This is a genomic window from Aeromicrobium sp. S22 (genome assembly GCF_009661045.1).
GTDB lineage: Bacteria > Actinomycetota > Actinomycetes > Propionibacteriales > Nocardioidaceae > Aeromicrobium > Aeromicrobium yanjiei.
On sequence record NZ_WJWV01000001.1, the window covers coordinates 800653 to 820245 of the forward strand.

Sequence of the window (19593 nt, forward strand, 5' to 3'; positions counted from 1 at the left end):
GGCAGACATGGCTATTTTTCTGACCAAGGACTCCAAGGTCATCGTCCAGGGCATCACTGGCGGTGAGGGCTCCAAGCACACCGCCCGCATGCTGGCCGCCGGCACGCAGGTCGTCGGCGGCGTCAACGCACGCAAGGCCGGCACCACGGTCGAGCACAAGGACGCCGACGGCAACACCGTCGAGCTCCCCGTGTTCGGCTCGGTCGCCGAGGCCATCGAGAAGACGGGCGCCGACGTGTCGGTCGCCTTCGTCCCGCCGGCGTTCACCAAGGACGCCGTCATCGAGGCCATCGACGCCGAGATCGGCCTGCTCGTCATCATCACCGAGGGCGTGCCGGTCCAGGACAGCGCCGAGTTCTGGGCGTACGCCCAGGGCAAGAAGACGCGCATCATCGGCCCCAACTGCCCCGGCATCATCACGCCGGGCGAGGCGCTCGCGGGCATCACGCCGGCGAACATCGCCGGCAAGGGCCCGATCGGTCTCGTCTCCAAGTCGGGCACGCTGACCTACCAGATGATGTTCGAGCTGCGCGACTTCGGCTTCTCGACCGCCATCGGCATCGGCGGCGACCCGATCATCGGCACGACGCACATCGACGCCCTCGAGGCGTTCGAGGCGGACCCCGAGACCAAGGCGATCGTCATGATCGGCGAGATCGGTGGAGACGCCGAGGAGAAGGCTGCGGCCTACATCAAGGCCCACGTCACCAAGCCGGTCGTCGGCTACGTGGCCGGCTTCACCGCTCCCGAGGGCAAGACGATGGGCCACGCCGGCGCCATCGTCTCCGACGGTGCGGGCACCGCGCAGGGCAAGAAGGAAGCCCTCGAGGCAGCGGGCGTCAAGGTCGGCAAGACGCCGTCCGAGACCGCCGACCTCATGCGGGAGATCCTCAAGGGTCTGTAAGGACCCTCTGACGGGTTTCGACTCCCGAACACAAGACCCCCGGCGCCTTGCGGCGCCGGGGGTCTTGTTCGTATGTGGTGGGGGCGCCTTGGGGCTGGGGGCCCGGTCAGCTCTTCGGCTTGGTGGTGGGGGTCGGGGTGGTCTTGGGGGTGGGGGTGGTCTTGGGGGCCGGCTCCTCGGCGTACTGGAGACGGGTGCCGGCGCGGGTCGCGATCTTGACGAACTGGCGCTGGGAGATGTCGTACTTGCCGGCCGGGGTGAAGGTCACCTGGGCCACGTCGTCACCGCGGCGGATGATCGCGGTGCGGTAGTAGACGCGCTTCTTGCTCTTGTCGGAGATGTCGAAGCCGACCCGCCAGATCCGGCCCGTGAAGCCCGGACCCCTGATCGTCGAGGTCTGGTCGATGCGGGCGGACGGGATCTTGTCGTCGCAGGTCCTGATCCGCCGCTCGACCGTGTCGACGAACGCGCGCGCCTTCTTGGTCGACCGGAACCGGGCCACGGTCTCGGCCACGCCGAACTCCCGGGGCAGGTCCTTGGCCTGGTAGAGCACGTAGATCCGCGAGCCGACCGACGAGACCGACTTGTTGGTGAAGTCCGCCCTGTCGCACAAGGTGGCGGCGGGGTTGTTGCGCGCATCGACCCGGGCAGCGGCCCAGACCTTGTCGATGTCGGCGATCGGCGGCAGGTCGACGATGCCGAGGAAGGCCGGCGCCTCGGACGTGGGCGGGGGATCGGTGCGCATGACCTTGATCGTGCGCGAGCACTTGCCACCGCTGTCCTTGCAGACCTTGGCGACCGACTCGTTGAGCGTACGGGCGAAGGCCTGCGTGCTGGGGCCCCTGGCGCCGTCGACCTCGTGCACCAGGGTGCTCGTGATGGTGCCGGAGTGGCTGAAGCCGACCGTGAACGTCCGCTCGGGCTGGCGGTGGGAGCGCAGCTTGAGGATCTTGAAGTCGCCGAACGGCCGCTTGACGGTGTAAGCCGCGACCAGCTCGACACGGGGGTGCTCGCAGTCGGAGTACCACTGCACGAGCCGCTCGTAGGACTGGGTGGCCACCGCATCGCTCTTGGAGACCTCGATCGACTGCGCGACGCGCTCGTTGGTGGGCCCCGCGGCGTCGAACGTCCGGACGAAGACCTTGACGGGGTCGGGATCTGCGAAGCGCTTGGTCGGGCAGGTCGCATAGGGCGTCGTGTTGGTGACGTCCTCGTCAGTGCTCGTGACCTTCCAGGTGCGCGCGGGGTCCAGTGCGCTGACCTGCTTGGCGGACAGCAGGTTGTCGGCGCTGACCTGGCGCGCGTCAAGCTTGACGTCGGGGGTCTCGTCGCCGAACTTCTGCCGGGTCGGCAGGTCCGAGCTCGTCGCGAGGGCGTCGCCCTCGGTCGCGACGAAGCCGCTGCCCACGATGAGCGCGATCGCCGCGGCGACGAGCATGATCGTGTTGCGGCGCAGCCCGCGCCGGGCCGCAGTGCGGACGTCCGCGGGGGAGGGGACGGGTAGGGAGTCGGTCACGGCCGACAAGCCGTGCATGCGGCGCTCGATCGCGTCGATGCCCTCGCCGAGGGACGTCTCGAGCGCGGAGAGCGCGGTCGTGACGTTCTCGATGCCCTCCTCCGCCGGGAGGCCGACCTCGCTGGACGCCTCCTCCAGATCGGTGTTGCCGAGCGTCATGAGGACGATCAGTCGCCGGTCGTCGACCGCGAGGCCGTGCAGCGCGGTCAGCAGCTCGGTGTCGCTGTCGTCCTCGTTGCGCTTGCGCAGGGGGTGCGTGCCGCGGCTGAGTGCGGTGAGCTTCCAGGCCTCGTTGCGGACGTACGAGATGGGGTTGCGGTCGCGGATCTTGGACCAGTCGCGCCAGGCCCGTCGATAGGCGTCGACCGTCGCCTCGTAGGCGACCTGCCGGTCGCCGCTGACGGCGTACGTCACCTGGACGGCCTCGGCGAAGGTCGAGGAGTAGAAGTTGTCGAACTCGTCGACGCGGGTCATCCTCAGCCTCCTCGGTGATCGGCGTGCCTGTGTGCGACGCGCCAACTTTACAGGGGATGATGAAGCGGTGCCCGAGCCCGCTGAGTCCTCCTTCCTCCGGCCCGCCTTCCTGACCGCCCTCGTTGCCGCCCTCGTCTCGATCGGTGTCTCCGCGGTCCTGGTGCTGCTGGCCCGGGGCGCCTCCGACCTCTCGCTCGTGTCGTTCGGCCGGGCGAGCGTCCGCACGTGGCTGGTCTCGATGGGATCGGGCATCGAGGCCGGAGCGGTCTCCGTGGGGCTCGTGCCGCTGGGGGCGACGCTGGTCTGCCTCGTGATCGTGGCCGCGGTCGCCGCCTGGATCGTGGCCGAGCCGCTCCACGACCTCGTGGCCTTCGCGGCCTCGTCCGCGGGTGCGTACGGCGTCATCGCCGGGGTCGCGTCGACCGTCACCAATGCGGGCGGGGTCGACATCTCCACGACCCGCGCCGCGCTGGCCGCCTTCGTGGTCGGCGGGCTGGGGGCCGCGCTCGGATCGGCCGTCCGGCACCGGGACGCCGAGCGCTGGTGGTTCACCTCGTCGGACGACGTCCGCGCGGTGATCCGTGCCGCGGTGCCCGGGATCGCCGCCGTGCTGGTGAGTGCGACCGCGGTCGTGGCGGTGCTGCTGGTCCGCGGTGTGGCCCGCGCAGGCGACCTCTGGGCGCTGCTCGACCCGGGAACGGGCGGCGGAGTGGCGCTCGGGGTCGGGTCCCTGCTGGCCGTCCCGACGCTGATCCTGTGGACCACCTCGGTCCTGCTCGGTCCTGGTTTCGCACTCGGCACCGACACCTCGGTCGATCTCAGCGGCGCCCAGCTCGGCCAGGTGCCGGGCTTCCCCGTCCTCGCCGGTCTGCCCGCGCCGGGTCAGTTCCCCGACTGGGTCTTCGTGCTGGGGCTCGTGCCGCTGCTCGCGGGCGTCCTGTGCGGCTGGCGGCTCGTCCCGGGTGCGCGCGAGGGCGTCCTGGCCAGGGTGGTGCTCGGTGGCGCCGCCGGCGCGCTCGCCGGACTCGTCCTCGGGGTGCTGGTCGCACTGTCCGGAGGAGCGATCGGTCCGGGGCGCATGGCTGATGCCGGCCCGCCCGCCCTGACCCCCCTGCTCGTCGCCGTGCCCGTCATGGCGGTGGGCGGGGCCATCGGCGCGGCGCTCAACCACTATCGTGGTGGCCGTGCCCCTCGCCCCTCGGACACCAGCGCGACTGGTCGTCCTCGTCTCTGGCAGCGGGACGAACCTGCAGGCGCTGATCGACGCGTCCACTGACCCGGCGTACGGGGCGCAGATCGTGGCGGTCGGCGCCGACCGTGAGGGCATCGAGGGCCTGGCCCGCGCCGAGCGTCACGAGATCCCCACCTTCGTCCTGCGCACCGCTGAGTTCGAGGACCGCCAGGCCTGGGACATCGCCCTGGCCGACAAGGTCGCGTCGTACGATCCCGATCTCGTGGTCCTCGCCGGCTTCATGAAGCTCACCGGACCCGCGTTCCTGGCCCTGTTCGGCGGGCGCACGCTCAACACCCACCCGGCACTGTCCCCGGCGTTCCCCGGCATGCACGGACCCCGTGACGCCCTCGCGTACGGCGTCAAGGTCACCGGCGCGACGCTCTTCGTCGTCGACGAGGGGGTCGACACCGGACCGATCGTGGCCCAGGTCGCGGTGCCCGTGCTGGACGAGGACGACGAGAGCTCCCTGCACGAGCGGATCAAGACGAGCGAGCGCGCGATGCTGGTCGAGTGGGTCGGCACGCTCGCGCGCGAAGGTTTCCACCTCGACGACCGGGCCGTGCGGCTCGGCCCGGACCACCCCCGATGAAAGAGCTGGCATGACTGACGCACCCCGCCCCCTGAAGCGCGCCCTCGTCTCGGTCTACGACAAGACCGGCCTCGAGGAGCTCGCGCGCGACCTGCACGCCGCGGGTGTCTCGATCGTGTCGACCGGCTCCACCGCCAAGACCATCGAGGCCGCAGGCGTGCCGGTGACCCCGGTCGAGGAGCTCACGGGCTTCCCCGAGTGCCTGGACGGGCGGGTCAAGACGCTGCACCCGCGGGTCCACGCCGGCATCCTGGCCGATCTGCGGCTCGACTCGCACGTCGAGCAGCTGGCCGAGCTCGAGATCGAGCCCTTCGACCTGGTGATCGTCAACCTCTACCCGTTCCGCGAGACCGTCGACTCCGGCGCGACGCCCGACGAGTGCGTCGAGCAGATCGACATCGGCGGACCGTCGATGGTCCGTGCCGCGGCCAAGAACCACCCCAGCGTCGCGGTGGTCGTCTCCCCGTCGGCGTACGACGACGTCCGCGCCGCGATCGCGGCCGGCGGCTTCACGCTCGAGCAGCGCAAGCAGCTCGCGGGGCGGGCGTTCGCCCACACCGCCGCGTATGACGTCGCCGTCGCGGCGTGGTTCGCCAACGGCTACGCGGCCTCCGAGGACGGCTGGCCCGAGTTCGCCGGCGAGGTGTGGGACAAGTCCACGGTGCTCCGCTACGGCGAGAACCCGCACCAGGGGGCGGCCCTCTACACCGACGGCACCGGAGGGCTCGCCGAGGCCGAGCAGCTGCACGGCAAGGAGATGTCGTACAACAACTACGTCGACACCGACGCGGCGCGCCGCGCTGCGTACGACTTCGACCAGCCGGCCGTGGCCATCATCAAGCACGCCAACCCGTGCGGCATCGCCGTCGGCGCGGACGTGGCCGAGGCGCACGCGCGGGCCCACGCCTGCGATCCGGTCTCGGCCTTCGGCGGCGTCATCGCGACCAACCGCCCGGTCAGCGTCGCGATGGCCGAGCAGGTCGCCGAGGTCTTCACCGAGGTCATCGTCGCCCCGGACTACGAGCCCGGAGCGCTCGAGGTGCTGCAGGGCAAGAAGAACATCCGTGTCCTGCGCTGTGCCGGCGGTGACGACACGGTGGGCGAGTTCCGTCAGATCAGCGGCGGCGTCGTCGTCCAGGTGCGCGACCACGTCGACGCCGAGGGTGACGACCCGTCCACCTGGACCCTCGCGGCGGGTGAGCCGGTGGACGAGGCAACTCTGGCCGATCTGGCGTTCGCGTGGACCGCGTGCCGTGCGGTGAAGTCCAATGCGATCCTCCTGGCCAAGGACGGCGCCTCGGTCGGCGTCGGCATGGGCCAGGTCAACCGGGTCGACTCGTGCCGCCTCGCGGTCGAGCGGGCCGGTGCCGAGCGCTCGACCGGTGCCGTCGCGGCCTCCGACGCGTTCTTCCCGTTCGCCGACGGCCTGCAGGTGCTGCTCGACGCCGGGGTCAAGGCTGTCGTGCAGCCGGGCGGATCGGTGCGGGACGAGGAGTCGATCGCGGCGGCCGAGGCCGCCGGCGTCACGATGTACGTGACGGGGACCCGGCACTTCTTCCACTGAGCGGCGGCTGCTCCTCGGCGTCGTCGGGGACCCAGCGCAGCAGGTCCCCGGGCTGGCAGTCCAGCGCGACGCACAGGGCCTCCAGCGTGGTGAACCGCACCGCCTTGGCCCGGCCGTTCTTGAGCACCGCGAGATTGGCGGGGGTGATGCCCACGAGCTCGGCGAGGGTGGCGACCGACATCTTGCGGCGGGCCTGCATGACGTCGATGTCCACGACGATCGCCATCAGATCACCTCGCCGAGCTCGGACTCGAGCTGCTGGGCCCGGACGTCGCGCTCGACGGCCTGCACCAGCAGTGCGCGCTGCACGGTGACGATGAGCGCGACGCCCGCGAGCAGCACGCCGAGTCCTCCGATGAGCAGGACCACCCCGGGCGCGGCCGCCTCGCCGGGGGCCAGGACCGCACCGAGCGCGAACATCAGCGCAGCCGCCACCGCGATCGCACCGATGACCACGTCGACGTGGCGAAAGGCGCGAGGTGAGAAGACGGTGCCTCGCCGGACCATGGTCAGCAGGCGCCACACGCTGATCATCGAGACCTGCACGCACACGATCGCGAGCAGGATGATCACCACGACGGGGACCCGGACGGCTGCGACGTCGTCGTTGACGTCCTCGGACAGGTCGGTCGCCAGCAGCGGCACGATGACGACCTGCACGAACAACGAGCCGAGGACGATGGCGGCGATCACGAGACGCAGCACGAGGATGGTGGGTCGGGCCATGAGTGGATCCAATCGTCGGTCGATATTAATCTATCGACAAACAATCGAATTGAGAAGAGGGAACAGCGTAATTGCTCAGGCCGGCTCGGGCCGCAGCGTCGCGAGCGTGCGGTCGACTCCGTCCGGCCCGAGGGTGTGCGCGGCGACGAGGTCGCGGACCGCGGCGGTCAGGATGCGGGCCTCCTCGTCCTCGGCGTAGACGCCGGCCTGTCGGCGCAGTGCCGTGCCCGCGACGAGGGAGACGATCATTGCGGCAAGGCGTTCAGGCCGGTCGACGCCCAGCTGGCCGAGGACGCTGGTCGCCACCGCCTCGAGCGAGGTGATGGCCGCCTGGGCGGCGTGACGCAGCCCGGGCTCGCGCGCGGCCGCCAGGAAGATGGACAGCTCCACGGCCGCGGCCTCCGGGCCGCGGTGGGCGAAGACGTTGCCCATGAACGTCGCCGCCTCGTCCAGGCTCACGGACACGTCGATGTCGATCTGCGCGAGCGCGTCCAGCTCAACCGTCCACTGCGTGATGTGGGAGCTGAGGGCCTCACGGATCAGCTCGTCGATCGACTCGAAGTAGTACGTCGTGGTGGCGGGAGGAAGGCCCGCGCGGGCGGCGACGGCACGGTGCGTGATCGCCCGGGACCCGCCTTCGATGAACAGGTCGATCGCCGCCGCCAGCAGCTCGTCACGACGCACGCGGCTGCGTTCTTGGGACAGCTGGGCACGGGTGACCATCGATGCTCCCTCGGGAATTGTTGCGCATTCACGTGCCTGGACCTGCTCCAGACATCGCTACGCAGGAGAGTCTAGGCGTCCGTCCGGCTCGGCCCGTCGCCGATTTGGCGCCCCGGACGTGAAACACTCGTCCCGTGACAGCGCAGATCCTCGACGGCAAGGCGGCCGCAGCCGCGATCAAGAGCGAGCTCCGTGAGCGGGTGAACGCTCTTCGCGAGAAGGGAGTCGTGCCCGGCCTCGGCACGATCCTCGTGGGCAACGACCCGGGCAGCCAGTGGTACGTCGCGGGCAAGCACCGCGACTGCGCCGAGGTCGGCATCGAGTCGATCCGGATCGACCTGCCCGAGACCGCGAGCCAGGGCGACGTCGAGGCCGCGATCGACCAGCTCAACGCAGACCCGTCGTGCACCGGCTACATCCTGCAGCTGCCGCTGCCCAAGGGCCTGGACGAGAACGCCGCGATCGGGCGCATCGACCCCGACAAGGACGCGGACGGCCTGCACCCGACCAATCTCGGTTGGCTCGTGCTGGGCAAGGAGGCGCCGCTGCCGTGCACGCCGCGCGGCATCATCGAGCTGCTCCGCCGCCACGACGTCCCGATCGCGGGGCAGCACGTCGTCGTGGTCGGCCGCGGCATCACCGTCGGACGTCCCATGGGGCTGCTCCTGACCCGTCGCTCCGAGAACGCGACCGTGACGCTGTGCCACACGGGCACGAAAGATCTCGCCGCAGAGGTGCGCCGCGCGAACATCGTGATCGCCGCGGCGGGCGTCCCCGGCATCATCCGCGCCGACATGGTCAAGCCCGGTGCGGCCCTGCTCGACGTGGGCGTGAGCCGGGACGCGAATGGCATCGTCGGCGACGTCGACCCCGCGGCGTACGAGGTCGCGGGCTGGATCTCGCCCAACCCCGGCGGCGTGGGTCCGATGACCCGTGCCCTGCTGCTGGCCAACGTGGTCGACACCGCCGAGCGTCTCCACCCGTGAGGGGACCCCGCAGCCGCGGCTCGCAGCTGTACCTGCTGCAGCTGCTGGTCGTCCTCGTCGGGCTCGTGCTCGTCGTGGTCGGACCGTGGCGCGTGGGGATCGTCGCGATCGGGGCCGCGTTCGTCGTGGGAGCGCTCGCCCGCTCGGTCGTGCCGATCGACCACACCGGCATGCTGCGGGTGCGCGGCAAGGCGTTCGACATCTTCTGGATGGCGACCCTGGGGTCGGCGCTGATCGTGCTCGCCTGGGTCATCCCCGGCCAGCCCGGCTGAGGGCTCCGAACGCGAAAGGCCCCCGAACGCCAGTGGCGCAGCGCGGCTGGACTCCCTGGGGAACCAGTCACGCTGCGCCACTCATGGGGCGGGGTCGGCTCAGATGAGGCCGAGCTCCTTGACCGCGTCGCGCTCCTCGATGAGCTCGGCCGCGGTCGCGTCCATCTTGCTGCGCGAGAACTCGTCGATCTCGAGACCCTGGACGATCTCCCAGTCACCGTTCTTGGTCGTCACGGGGAAGGAGTAGATCAGGCCCTCGGGGACGTCGTACGAGCCGTCGGAGCGGACAGCCATCGACGCCCAGTCACCTTCGGGCGTGCCCTGCAGCCAGTCGCGGGCCGCGTCGATCGTGGCGGACGCCGCGGAGGCGGCCGAGGACGAACCGCGGGCCTCGATGATCGCGGCGCCGCGCTTGGCGACGGTCGGGATGAAGTCGTTCTCGATCCACGACTGGTCGTTGACCGTCTCGGCGGCGTTCTTGCCCGCGATCTCCGCGTGGAAGATGTCGGGGTACTGGGTCGCGGAGTGGTTGCCCCAGATCGTGACCTTCTTGATGTCCGACACGGCCGAGCCGGTCTTGGCGGCCAGCTGCGAGATCGCCCGGTTGTGATCGAGACGCGTCAGCGCGGAGAAGCGCTCCTGCGGGATGTCGGGGGCGTTCGTCATGGCGATCAGCGCGTTGGTGTTGGCGGGGTTTCCGGTGACACCGATGCGGACGTCGTCGGCCGCGACCTTGTTGAGCGCCTTGCCCTGCGCGGTGAAGATCGCGCCGTTCGCCGACAGCAGGTCGCCGCGCTCCATGCCCGGGCCGCGCGGACGCGCGCCGACGAGGAGGGCGAGGTTGACGCCGTCGAAGATCTTCTCGGCGTCGTCGCCGATCTCGACGCCCGCGAGGGTCGGGAACGCGCAGTCGTCGAGCTCCATGACGACGCCCTCGAGCGCCTTCAGCGCCGGGGTGATCTCGAGCAGCTGCAGCTGGATCGGGGTGTCAGGACCGAGCAGCGAACCGCTGGCGAGTCGAAAGAGAAGGCTGTAGCCGATCTGGCCGGCAGCGCCGGTGACGGCGACCTTGACGGGGGTTGTGCTCACGAGAGGTGCTCCTTGAACGGTGCGGAAATCTGGGAGATACCTTCCGAAAGTAGCGCAGCCGCGTCCCGAAGGCGCCCCGGGGGCGGTGCGGGTGCCGCGGACCGACACGGGCGTTTCGGCTCCCGGAGGGGACGGCAGCGGCCCGGCGCCGAGTGAGATATCTTGATGTCAAACAACTTTCCTGGCGTCCCACTCTGGAGGAGACACCGCTCTCATGGCCACGATCATCTACACCCACACCGACGAGGCCCCGCTCCTCGCCACCTACTCGTTCCTCCCCATCGTCGAGGCCTACGCCTCGACCGCCGGGGTCGAGGTCGAGACCCGCGACATCTCGCTGGCCGGGCGCATCATCGCCCTGTTCGGCGACCGCCTGAGCCCCGAGCAGCAGATCGGTGACGCGCTGGCCGAGCTGGGCGAGCTGGCCAAGACGCCCGAGGCCAACATCATCAAGCTGCCCAACATCAGTGCCTCGGTGCCGCAGCTCAAGGCGGCCATCGCCGAGCTCCAGTCGCAGGGCTACGACCTGCCCGACTACCCGGACGACCCGCAGACCGACGAGGACCGGGACGTCCGCGCGCGCTACGACAAGGTCAAGGGAAGTGCGGTCAACCCGGTCCTGCGCGAGGGCAACTCCGATCGCCGCGCACCCGCGTCGGTCAAGAACTACGCCCGCAAGCACCCGCACTCGATGGGTGCGTGGAGCAGCGACTCCAAGACCAACGTCGCCACGATGGGCGCGGACGACTTCCGCTCCAACGAGAAGTCGGTCGTCATCGACGCCGACACGACCGTGTCGATCCAGCACGTGGGCGCCGACGGCACCACGACGACGCTGAAGGACGCCTTCCCCGTCCTCGCGGGCGAGATCGTCGACGGCACGGTCATGCGCGCGGCCGCCCTCGACGCGTTCCTCGCCGCGCAGGTCGCCCGGGCCAAGGAGGAGGGTGTCCTGTTCTCGGTGCACCTCAAGGCCACGATGATGAAGGTCTCGGACCCGATCATCTTCGGCCACGTCGTCAAGGCGTTCTTCCCGGCGGTCTTCGAGCAGTACGGCGCCGACCTCCAGGCCGCGGGCCTCAGCCCGAGCAACGGCCTCGGCGGCATCCTGGCCGGCCTCGACAAGCTCCCCAACGGCGCCGAGATCAAGGCCGCGTTCGAGCAGGGACTCGCGGACGGCCCCCCGCTGGCGATGGTCGACTCCGACAAGGGCATCACCAACCTGCACGTCCCGAGCGATGTCATCGTCGATGCGTCCATGCCGGCCATGATCCGCACGTCGGGCCACATGTGGGGCCCCGACGGCAACGAGGCCGACACCCTCGCGGTGATCCCCGACAGCTCGTACGCGGGCGTCTACCAGACCGTGATCGACGACTGCCGCGCCAACGGCGCGTACGACCCGACGACCATGGGCTCGGTGCCCAACGTGGGCCTCATGGCGCAGGCGGCCGAGGAGTACGGCAGCCACGACAAGACGTTCGAGATCGCGGAGACCGGCACGGTCCAGGTCGTCGCCGCCGACGGCACGGTGCTGATCGAGCACGCGGTCGAGCCCGGCGACGTGTGGCGTGCGTGCCAGACCAAGGACGTCCCGATCCGCGACTGGGTCAAGCTCGCCGTGACGCGCGCCCGGGCGTCCGACACCCCCGCGGTGTTCTGGCTCGACCCGTCGCGCGCCCACGACGCCAACCTCATCGAGAAGGTGCGGACGTACCTGGCCGAGCACGACACCGACGGCCTGACGATCGAGATCATGTCCCCGGTCGAGGCGACCCAGTACTCGATCGACCGCATCCGCAAGGGTGAGGACACGATCTCGGTGACCGGCAACGTGCTGCGTGACTACAACACGGACCTGTTCCCGATCCTCGAGCTGGGCACGAGCGCCAAGATGCTCTCGATCGTCCCGCTCATCAACGGCGGCGGACTGTTCGAGACCGGCGCCGGCGGCTCGGCTCCCAAGCACGTGCAGCAGCTCGTGAAGGAGAACTACCTGCGCTGGGACAGCCTGGGCGAGTTCCTGGCCCTGGCCTCGAGCTTCGAGCACATGGCGACCACGACCGGCAACGCCCGGGCGCAGATCCTGGCCGACACCCTCGACCGGGCCACCGGCACGTTCCTCGACGAGAACAAGTCGCCGGGACGCAAGCTGGGCACGATCGACAACCGTGGAAGCCACTTCTACCTGGCGCTCTACTGGGCCAAGGAGCTGAGCAGCCAGACCGAGGACGCCGACCTCGCGGCCGCGTTCACCGAGGTCGCCGACGCGCTCGTCAGCAACGAGCAGAAGATCGTCGACGAGCTCCTCGCGGTGCAGGGCTCCCCGGCCGACATCGGCGGCTACTACCGCCCCGACGAGACCAAGGTGAAGGCGGTCATGCGTCCCTCGGGCACGCTGCTCGAGGTGCTGGCCACGCTCAGCTGACGTTCCGCGTCATGAAGTGAGGGGCACGGACTCTTCGTGAGTGTCCGGGACGGTGTCTGCGAGCCGTCCCGGACACCTCACGAGCAGAAGGTGTCCCATGAAGAAGCTCCTCCTCGCGCTGTCCGTCCTGGCCCTCGCGGCGGCCGGCCTCGTGCTGCCGAGATCCTCGGCGGACGCCGAGGGGGCGCTGGTGGCGCCCGTCATCTCGGGCACCGGACGCGTGGGCGAGACGCTCACGATCAAGAGCCTCGGCTCGCTCGAGGGTGACTCGGGCGGCTACACGTACGTCTGGTTGTGGGACGGTGAGCAGGTTCCCGGCCCCGGCGACACCGGCCCGGAGCACACGGTCACGCCCGAGGACGTCGGACAGCGCCTGAGCGTCCTGGTCCGACCGTACGACGAGAGCCGCGAGCCGCTGCGGTCCAACGAGATCGTGGCGACGAAGCGCGGGCTCGCCGCACCCGGTGTCAGGGTCAGCGGCACGGCCGCGGTCAAGCGCACCCTGACGGCCACGTTCACGAGCCCCGGCACGGAGGGCGCCTCGGTCATCTCGTCGTGGACCCGCGACGGGCTCGACATCCTCGGGGCGTCCGGGCAGACGTACCTGCTGACCACCGAGGACGCCGGACGCTCGATCGCGTTCCGGACGACCTCGGTCAAGGACGATGCACCTGAGCTGGAGACGAGCACGGCCGCGCTGCGGATCCCCGCGTACGCCGGGAGCCGGCCCACGGTCTCGGGCACGTTCAAGGTGGGCAAGAAGGTCAAGATCAAGAGCCGCGGGGCCTGGAGCGGTGCGGGCTACCGCTACACGACGTTCCGCTGGCTGCGCAACGGCAAGCCGATCTCGGGGGCGACCAAGTCGACCTACAAGCTGACCAAGAAGGACCGGCGCAAGCGGGTGTCCGTGCGGGTCACCGGCACCAAGAAGGGATTCGCGTCCGTCGCTGCGGTCAGCGCGAGCACCAAGGTGAGTTGACGCCGCCCGCGAGTGTGACGTGACACGCAGGTCGACCGGGGAACACCTCGGCGCCGGGACGGCTTGCACTGGAGTGTGACTGTTCTCGAGACCCCTCTGCGCACGCGGCACGTGTCGCTGGCCCTGATCGCCCTCGCCATGGGCGGATTCGCCATCGGCACGACCGAGTTCATGACGATGGGGCTGCTGGAGGAGATCGCCGACGGCATCCAGCGCACCAACGCCGAGACCGGTCACCTCATCACGGCGTACGCGTTCGGTGTCGTGATCGGCGCGCCGATCATCGTCTCCCTCGGCGCGCGCCTGCCCAAGAAGGGGCTCGCGATCGGGCTGATCCTCGCGCTCGGTCTCGGCAACGCGATCACCGCGCTGGCCAGCGGCTACCTGCCCGTCATGGCGGCGCGATTCGTCGCGGGCCTGCCGCACGGCGCCTACTTCGGCGTCGCCTCGCTGCTCGCAGCCTCCCTCGTACGTCCTGAGATGCGGGGACGCGCCGTCAGCTCGGTGATGCTCGGGCTGTCGGTCGCGACCGTGGCGGGTGTGCCTGCGAGCACGCTCCTCGGCCAGTCGCTGGGGTGGCGCAGCGCGTACTGGGCCGTGCTCGGCATCGCGGCCGCTGCCGCCCTCATGATCTTCGTGTTCGTCCCGCACTCGCCGGCCAACACCGGCGCCTCCGTGCGCGGAGAGCTCTCGGCCCTCAAGCAGCCCCAGGTGCTGTTCGCGGTCGCGGCCGGCATGGTCGGCTTCGGTGGCCTGTTCGCGATGTACAGCTACATCGCGCCGATCGTCACCAAGGTCGCCGATCTCGACGCCGGGTGGATCGCCGTCTTCACGCTCGCCTTCGGCCTCGGCTCGGTGGTCGGCTCCTGGGCTGCGGGCCTGCTGGCCGACTGGGACGTCGAGCGTTCGGTCCTGGCCGGGTTCATCGCCACACCGCTGGTCCTGGTCGCGTTCTACTTCGCCGCGGCGCAGGTCGTGCCGGCGCTCGTGCTGGTCTTCGCCGTCGGCGCACTAGGCTCGATCGTCGCGATCAACCTGCAGATCCGGCTGATGGACGCCGCAGGGGAGGCGCAGATGCTCGGCGCCGCGCTGAACCACTCCTCGCTCAACATCGCGAACGGCCTCGGAGCGTTCTTCGGCTCGGTCATCATCGAGGCGGGCCACGGCTATCGTGCGACCAGCCTCGTCGGCGTGGTGCTGGCCACCTTGGGCCTGGCGATCTTCATCGTCGGCCTGCGCTACCAGCGCCGCTCCGAGCCCGTCCCCGTCCCCGCGTAGGAGGCCACCCGCGGGTCAGAGGTGGGTGCGGACGTCGCGGAGCTCGGGGAAGAACGTGAGCTCGAGCGCCTTCTGCAGGAAGTGGACGCCGGACGACCCACCGGTGCCGCGCTTGAACCCGATGATGCGCTCGACGGTCTTGAGGTGGCGGAACCGCCAGAGCTGGAAGCTCTCCTCGACGTCGACCAGCTCCTCGCACATCTCGTACGCGTCCCAGTGGGCCTGCGGGTCGGCGTAGACCCGGCGGAACACCTCGACGACGCCCGGGTCCGCGGCGTACGGCTGGGTGAGGTCCCGGTCGAGGACGGTGGGCGGCACGTCGTGGCCGTGGCGCCGGAGATAGTGCAGGAACGCGTCGTAGAGGCTCGGCGACTCCAGGTCCGCCTGCAGCCCGGCGCGCAGCTCGGGATCGTGCGCGAAGACGTCGATCATCTGCGGGTTCTTGTTGCCGAGCAGGAACTCGACGGTGCGGTACTGGGGTGACTGGAACCCCGACGCCTTGCCGAGCGAGTCGCGGAACTGCACGTACTCCACGGGGGTCAGCGTCTCGAGCACCGACCACTGCTCGAACATCTGGCGCTGGATCGCCTTGACGCGTGCCAGCCGCTTGAGCGCGGGGGACAGCTCGTCCTCCGCCAGCAGGGCGATCGCGGAGCGCAGCTCGTGGATCAGCTGCTTGAGCCACAGCTCGGTCACCTGGTGCTGGACGATGAACAGCATCTCGTCGTGGTGGTCCGAGACGGGACGCTGGGCCGACAGCAGGGTCGGCAGCTGGAGATAGCCGGCGTAGGTCATCTCGCCGCGGAGGTCGGTGGTGACCTCGTCCTCGATGGGTCGAAATGTGGGGTCCATGTCTGAACGGTAGGCGGTGCCGGTTCGTGGCAGGGTGAGCGGATGGCACTCATCGAGGCACGCTCGCTCGGCAAGGCGTACGGGAGCAACCGGGCGGTGCACGACCTGTCGTTCACGGTGCGGCCCGGCAGCGTCACCGGATTCCTCGGGCCGAACGGCTCGGGCAAGTCCACCACGATGCGGCTCATGCTGGGGCTGGACCGGGGTGAGGGGACCACGACGTACGACGGCCTGACCTTCGGCGAGCTGGACCACCCGATGCGGCACGTCGGTACGCTGCTGGAGGCCAAGCCGTTCCATCCCACCCGATCGGCGCGCAACCACCTGCGGATGCTCGCGGCGCCCAACCGGATCCCCGACAGCCGGGTCGACGAGGTGATCGAGATGGTCGGCCTGACCGGCGTCACCCGCGGCAAGCCGGGCAAGTTCAGCCTCGGGATGGGGCAACGGCTGGGCATCGCAGCGGCGCTGCTCGGCGATCCGGACACCCTGATCCTGGACGAGCCGAGCAACGGGCTGGACCCGCAGGGCATCACCTGGCTGCGCCACCTGCTCCAGTCGCTCGCCGCCGAGGGCCGCTCGGTGTTCGTGTCCAGCCACCTGCTGCAGGAGATGGGGATGCTGGCCGACCAGCTGGTCGTGATCGGGCGGGGCCGGATGCTCGCGAACGGCCCGGTGCAGGACTTCGTGTCGCACAGCCGCCTCGGCTCGGTGACGGTGCGGACGCCCGACGCAGCGCTGCTGCGCCCGGCCCTGGACGCGTTGGGCGCCACGATCGCCCCCGAGGGGGACGATCTCGTGGTCCGGGGCGTCTCGGCCGAGCAGGTCGGCGATGCGGCGCAGGCCGTGGGTGCACGCGTCCACCAGCTCACGACCCGGCAGGCGACGCTCGAGGAGGCATTCCTCGAGGCCACCGGCCTGTCCGAGGAGTTCCGCGGGACCCAGGGGGAGCCGTCATGATGGACGCCCTGCGCTATGAGTACGTGCGCCTGCGGACGATCCGGTCGACGTACTGGCTGATCGGCATCGCACTCGCGCTGCAGGTGGTCTTCGCGGTGCTGATCGCCTGGTCGCTCGACCGCTCCACGTCGTTCGCCGGCGGTGACGAGACCTTCCAGGTGCTGGCGACGATCGGCGGCTCGACCGGTGCCCCGCTGCTGATGGCGTACGTCGTGGGCCTGCTGGGGGTGTTCTCGACCGGTCACGAGTACCGGCACGGCATGATCCGCGCAACCCTCACGGCGATCCCGAACCGCACGCACGTGTTCTGGGCCAAGGTGATCTCGACCGCCGTGATCGCCGCGGTGACGGCGGTGCTGTGCGTGCTGATCGGGCTGCTGTGCATCGCGGTCTACGGGCTCGACATGCCCAGCAGTGGGGCCTTCGTCGAGACGAGCGCCGGGATCGTGCTGTACACCGCGCTGTTCGCGCTGTCGGGCCTGGCGTACGCCGCGATCGTGCGCAACCAGACCGCGGCGGTCGCCCTGCTGATGCTGGTGCCGAGCCTGCTGGAGTTCATCGTCCAGAGCATCGTGGTCATCATCAAGACCAACTCGGCCGATCCGCGCGGCTCGGGAGGCATCACCGCGATCCTCAAGTACCTCCCGTACGACGCCGGCAGCCAGATGTACGTCCAGTCGTCGGTCGACGACTTCGTGCAGCGCGCCCTCGGTGCCGAGCCGTTCGGCGCGCTCGGTGGAGGGATCGTCATGGGGGTGTTCGTGGCCGCCCTGATCGCTCTCGCGTACACGCTGTTCGTGCGGCGCGACGCCTGAGCGCGCCGCCCCGACGTCCGGGTGGACCGCGGCGGACGCGATGATGTCGCGGTGGACCTGAGCCCCCGCCCGACCCTGTCCGTCGAGCACCGAGACCGCCTGCGGGCGGCCGGCGCCGACGCCCCGGCCCTCGACGGGACGACCTGGCACCTCGTGACCGACACGATGCCCGACTGGTGGCACGACTGCGGCAACGCCCTCTACCTGGCTGACGGCGCCTCGCTGCCCGACCACGTCCTGGCGTCGCTGCAGTTGTTCCCCGTGCGGGACGTGCTGGTCGCGGTCGGCTCGCACCTGGAGTGGCTCACCTCGCTGCTCGTCGGCGGCGACGGCGCGACGGTCTTCATCGGGCGCGGGTGCGCGCTCACGGCGGGGGAGCTCTACTGCGGAGCGGGCTCGCAGATCGTCCTGCACGGCCCGCTCGTCGCGACGCGCAGCGCGATCGTGGACGCCCGCAACGGCGGGAGCATCGTCGCGGAGCCCGATCAGCTCTGGGCCGCCGACGTGTACATCGCGACCGACGACATGCACCGCCTCGAGGACCGCCGGACGGGCGAGCGGATCAATCCGTACGGGGCACACATCCGCCTCGGCCGGCACGTGTGGCTGTGCCGCGACGCGGTCGTGACCGGCCACGTCGAGATCGGCGACGGGGCGGTCGTCGGGATGCGGAGCATGGTGCGTGGCCAGAAGGTGCCACCGCACACGGTCGCGGCGGGCTCGCCCGCGCGGATCGTCCGCGAGGACGTCGACTGGAGCCTCGACGACCTGCCCTGATCCCGGCTCGGGAGGCCGGCACGGCGATCGGCGTGACGCAGGTCACGTCGAGACGTAGACTCCGAGGATGGGTCGGACCAACGACCTCGCGATGCCACCGGGAGCCGACCCGGTCACCCTGTCGAGGTATCTCAACGCCGCGCACGACACGTTCGTGGCGTCGGGCCGAGGCGATCCCGCCCTTCGCGGTCTGGTGCTCGAGTCGTGGCGTCGCAGCGTCCGCAACGGGCTCGACCCCGAGCAGGTGCTCGCGGCCATCCGCCTCGACGACGCCGCGCTCGCGAGCATCCGCGACTCCCACCCGCTCGCTGCGGGCATGCCGGTGATCCGCGAGCTCCTGGTCGAGAGCGCCGCGGACGCAGGTCTCCTGGTCGCGGTGAGCGACGCCGCGGGGCAGCTGTTGTGGGTCGAGGGAGATGCGGCCCTCAGGGGAAGGGCCGAGGCCATGCACTTCCTGCCCGGCGCGGACTGGAGCGAGTCGAGCGTCGGCACCAACGCCCCCGGGACGGCGCTGGCCCTCGACCGGCCGGTGCAGATCTTCGGCCCCGAGCACCTCGCGCGGCAGGTCACCCCGTGGAGCTGCTCGGCGGCGCCGATCCACGACCCCGACACCGGTGCGATCCTCGGCGTCCTCGACCTCACCGGCGGCGTCGAGGTCGTGTCGCCCCAGAGCCTGTCGCTCGTCCGTGCGACGGTCGCAGCGGTCGAGGCCGAGCTGCGGATCGAGCGGCTGAGCCCACCGCGGCGTACGTCCGTCACGAGGCACGGGCGGCCGGCCCCGGCCCTCGAGGTGCTGGGAGTCCACGGAGCGACCCTGCGCCACGACACCACGACGACGCGACTGAGCCTGCGGCACAGCGAGATCATCCTGCTGCTCGCGGACTCGCAGGACGGGCTGACCACCGCCGAGCTCGCCGTCGCCCTCAACGATGACGACCAGGCGCCCGTGACGGTCCGGGCGGAGCTGTCCCGGCTCCGCGGTGTGCTGGGACCCGTCGGCCTGCTGTCGCGGCCCTACCGCGTCGACGGCGGCATCGTCACCGACGTCGCGCAGGTCAGGGACGACCTGGCGGCCGGTCGCCTGCGCCGCGCCGTCGCGCGCTACCGCGGGCCGGTGCTGCCCGCGTCCACGGCGCCGGGGGTCGAGCGGCTGCGCGACGAGCTGCACATGCGCGTCAGGTCGTGCCTGCTCGCCTCCGACGACGCCGACGCGCTGCTGTCGTTCGCCGACACCGATCACGGGCGCGACGACTTCGAGATCTGGGAACGGGTCCTGTCGATCCTGCCGCCCACGTCGCCGCGCGGTGCGCAGGTCGCGGGCCACGTGGCGAGGCTCGACGACGAGCTCGGCTGACGGCCCGTCGACATCCCAGGCTGCTGCAACGGCGCTGCAACGGGGCTGTGACTAGCGTCACGATCCCCGAGCC

General features: G+C 70.5%; 19 protein-coding genes. 13 read left to right on the forward strand and 6 right to left on the reverse strand.

Annotated features, from left to right (window positions below; all coding sequences use genetic code 11):
• Window positions 1–7: 7 nt before the first annotated feature.
• Window positions 8–904 carry a succinate--CoA ligase subunit alpha gene (gene sucD, locus GEV27_RS04040; RefSeq protein ID WP_153654181.1) on the forward strand — a complete coding sequence of 299 codons (897 nt, stop codon included), beginning with the start codon at window positions 8–10 and terminating at the stop codon, window positions 902–904.
• 106 nt (window positions 905–1010) lie between these two features.
• Here the strand turns inward: sucD and GEV27_RS04045 are convergent, their stop codons facing one another.
• Window positions 1011–2894, reverse strand: a complete 1884-nt coding sequence (locus tag GEV27_RS04045) for a sensor domain-containing protein (protein WP_153933506.1) — start codon at window positions 2892–2894, stop codon at window positions 1011–1013.
• Window positions 2895–2961: 67 nt separating this feature from the next.
• Between GEV27_RS04045 and GEV27_RS04050 the strand changes: the two genes are divergently transcribed.
• Genes GEV27_RS04050 through purH form a run of 3 tightly spaced genes read left to right on the forward strand, consistent with a single transcriptional unit; the run spans window position 2962 to window position 6281 of the window.
• Complete coding sequence (locus tag GEV27_RS04050; RefSeq protein ID WP_153933507.1) at window positions 2962–4170, forward strand: DUF6350 family protein; 1209 nt, start codon at window positions 2962–2964, stop codon at window positions 4168–4170.
• Entirely contained in the window at window positions 4079–4717 is a 639-nt protein-coding gene (purN, locus tag GEV27_RS04055; RefSeq protein ID WP_375335580.1) for a phosphoribosylglycinamide formyltransferase, read from the forward strand. The genes GEV27_RS04050 and purN overlap by 92 nt, the downstream gene beginning before the upstream one ends.
• 10 nt (window positions 4718–4727) lie before the next feature.
• Entirely contained in the window at window positions 4728–6281 is a 1554-nt protein-coding gene (gene purH, locus GEV27_RS04060; RefSeq protein ID WP_153933508.1) for a bifunctional phosphoribosylaminoimidazolecarboxamide formyltransferase/IMP cyclohydrolase, read from the forward strand.
• On the opposite strand, the gene GEV27_RS04065 is transcribed toward purH, so the two are convergent.
• From GEV27_RS04065 to GEV27_RS04075, 3 genes are all read right to left on the reverse strand, one after another.
• Window positions 6241–6507, reverse strand: coding sequence for a helix-turn-helix transcriptional regulator (locus GEV27_RS04065; protein ID WP_153654171.1), 267 nt, complete (start codon window positions 6505–6507; stop codon window positions 6241–6243). The two genes, purH and GEV27_RS04065, sit on opposite strands and share 41 nt — an antisense overlap.
• The gene (locus GEV27_RS04070; RefSeq protein ID WP_153654169.1) at window positions 6507–7007 is read right to left on the reverse strand and encodes a DUF2975 domain-containing protein; all 501 of its coding nucleotides are present in this window, start codon (window positions 7005–7007) and stop codon (window positions 6507–6509) included. Before GEV27_RS04070 ends, GEV27_RS04065 begins: the two co-directional genes overlap by 1 nt.
• Window positions 7008–7082: 75 nt before the next feature.
• The gene (locus GEV27_RS04075) at window positions 7083–7730 is read right to left on the reverse strand and encodes a TetR/AcrR family transcriptional regulator (protein WP_153654167.1); all 648 of its coding nucleotides are present in this window, start codon (window positions 7728–7730) and stop codon (window positions 7083–7085) included.
• Between the two features lie 134 nt (window positions 7731–7864).
• Between GEV27_RS04075 and GEV27_RS04080 the strand changes: the two genes are divergently transcribed.
• Together GEV27_RS04080 and GEV27_RS04085 are read left to right on the forward strand one after the other, a co-directional pair.
• A complete protein-coding gene (locus tag GEV27_RS04080) occupies window positions 7865–8716 on the forward strand; it encodes a bifunctional methylenetetrahydrofolate dehydrogenase/methenyltetrahydrofolate cyclohydrolase (protein WP_309222017.1) in 852 nt (283 codons plus the stop codon).
• The gene (locus GEV27_RS04085) at window positions 8713–8988 is read left to right on the forward strand and encodes a DUF3017 domain-containing protein (protein ID WP_194839876.1); all 276 of its coding nucleotides are present in this window, start codon (window positions 8713–8715) and stop codon (window positions 8986–8988) included. The genes GEV27_RS04080 and GEV27_RS04085 overlap by 4 nt, the downstream gene beginning before the upstream one ends.
• Window positions 8989–9087: 99 nt before the next feature.
• Here GEV27_RS04085 and GEV27_RS04090 read toward each other — a convergent pair whose 3' ends face one another.
• Window positions 9088–10077: a malate dehydrogenase gene (locus GEV27_RS04090; RefSeq protein ID WP_153654161.1), complete on the reverse strand. Its 990-nt coding sequence runs from the start codon at window positions 10075–10077 to the stop codon at window positions 9088–9090.
• Between the two features lie 214 nt (window positions 10078–10291).
• Between GEV27_RS04090 and GEV27_RS04095 the strand changes: the two genes are divergently transcribed.
• The 3 genes from GEV27_RS04095 to GEV27_RS04105 all read left to right on the forward strand — a co-directional run bounded on the left by GEV27_RS04095 (window position 10292) and on the right by GEV27_RS04105 (window position 14762).
• The gene (locus GEV27_RS04095; protein ID WP_153910106.1) at window positions 10292–12505 is read left to right on the forward strand and encodes an NADP-dependent isocitrate dehydrogenase; all 2214 of its coding nucleotides are present in this window, start codon (window positions 10292–10294) and stop codon (window positions 12503–12505) included.
• Between the two features lie 97 nt (window positions 12506–12602).
• The gene (locus GEV27_RS04100) at window positions 12603–13484 is read left to right on the forward strand and encodes a hypothetical protein (protein WP_153933509.1); all 882 of its coding nucleotides are present in this window, start codon (window positions 12603–12605) and stop codon (window positions 13482–13484) included.
• Window positions 13485–13559: 75 nt separating this feature from the next.
• Window positions 13560–14762 (forward strand): MFS transporter, encoded by a 1203-nt coding sequence (locus GEV27_RS04105; protein ID WP_309222018.1) that lies wholly within the window; start codon window positions 13560–13562, stop codon window positions 14760–14762.
• A gap of 15 nt (window positions 14763–14777) precedes the next feature.
• On the opposite strand, the gene kynA is transcribed toward GEV27_RS04105, so the two are convergent.
• The gene (kynA, locus tag GEV27_RS04110) at window positions 14778–15614 is read right to left on the reverse strand and encodes a tryptophan 2,3-dioxygenase (protein WP_153933510.1); all 837 of its coding nucleotides are present in this window, start codon (window positions 15612–15614) and stop codon (window positions 14778–14780) included.
• 42 nt (window positions 15615–15656) lie between these two features.
• Here kynA and GEV27_RS04115 point away from each other — a divergent pair, with 42 nt between their 5' ends.
• The 4 genes from GEV27_RS04115 (at window position 15657) to GEV27_RS04130 (ending at window position 19520) form a co-directional block, all read left to right on the forward strand.
• On the forward strand, window positions 15657–16574 hold the full coding sequence (locus GEV27_RS04115; RefSeq protein WP_153654154.1) for an ATP-binding cassette domain-containing protein: 918 nt from the start codon (window positions 15657–15659) through the stop codon (window positions 16572–16574).
• Window positions 16571–17389: an ABC transporter permease gene (locus tag GEV27_RS04120; RefSeq protein ID WP_153933511.1), complete on the forward strand. Its 819-nt coding sequence runs from the start codon at window positions 16571–16573 to the stop codon at window positions 17387–17389. The genes GEV27_RS04115 and GEV27_RS04120 overlap by 4 nt, the downstream gene beginning before the upstream one ends.
• 51 nt (window positions 17390–17440) lie before the next feature.
• Window positions 17441–18166, forward strand: a complete 726-nt coding sequence (locus tag GEV27_RS04125) for a hypothetical protein (protein WP_309222019.1) — start codon at window positions 17441–17443, stop codon at window positions 18164–18166.
• A 67-nt stretch (window positions 18167–18233) separates the two neighbouring features.
• The gene (locus GEV27_RS04130; protein ID WP_153933512.1) at window positions 18234–19520 is read left to right on the forward strand and encodes a GAF domain-containing protein; all 1287 of its coding nucleotides are present in this window, start codon (window positions 18234–18236) and stop codon (window positions 19518–19520) included.
• Window positions 19521–19593: the final 73 nt, after the last annotated feature.

Bases quoted from the DNA above. Each gene is read 5' to 3' on its own strand.
- kynA (WP_153933510.1), bottom strand. From the start codon at position 15,614: ATGGACCCCACATTTCGACCCATCGAGGACGAGGTCACCACCGACCTC.
- GEV27_RS04070 (WP_153654169.1), bottom strand. From the start codon at position 7,007: ATGGCCCGACCCACCATCCTCGTGCTGCGTCTCGTGATCGCCGCCATC.
- sucD (WP_153654181.1), top strand. From the start codon at position 8: ATGGCTATTTTTCTGACCAAGGACTCCAAGGTCATCGTCCAGGGCATC.
- GEV27_RS04045 (WP_153933506.1), bottom strand. From the start codon at position 2,894: ATGACCCGCGTCGACGAGTTCGACAACTTCTACTCCTCGACCTTCGCC.
- GEV27_RS04120 (WP_153933511.1), top strand. From the start codon at position 16,571: ATGATGGACGCCCTGCGCTATGAGTACGTGCGCCTGCGGACGATCCGG.
- GEV27_RS04095 (WP_153910106.1), top strand. From the start codon at position 10,292: ATGGCCACGATCATCTACACCCACACCGACGAGGCCCCGCTCCTCGCC.
- purH (WP_153933508.1), top strand. From the start codon at position 4,728: ATGACTGACGCACCCCGCCCCCTGAAGCGCGCCCTCGTCTCGGTCTAC.
- GEV27_RS04115 (WP_153654154.1), top strand. From the start codon at position 15,657: ATGGCACTCATCGAGGCACGCTCGCTCGGCAAGGCGTACGGGAGCAAC.
- GEV27_RS04065 (WP_153654171.1), bottom strand. From the start codon at position 6,507: ATGGCGATCGTCGTGGACATCGACGTCATGCAGGCCCGCCGCAAGATG.
- GEV27_RS04130 (WP_153933512.1), top strand. From the start codon at position 18,234: ATGGGTCGGACCAACGACCTCGCGATGCCACCGGGAGCCGACCCGGTC.
- GEV27_RS04075 (WP_153654167.1), bottom strand. From the start codon at position 7,730: ATGGTCACCCGTGCCCAGCTGTCCCAAGAACGCAGCCGCGTGCGTCGT.
- GEV27_RS04100 (WP_153933509.1), top strand. From the start codon at position 12,603: ATGAAGAAGCTCCTCCTCGCGCTGTCCGTCCTGGCCCTCGCGGCGGCC.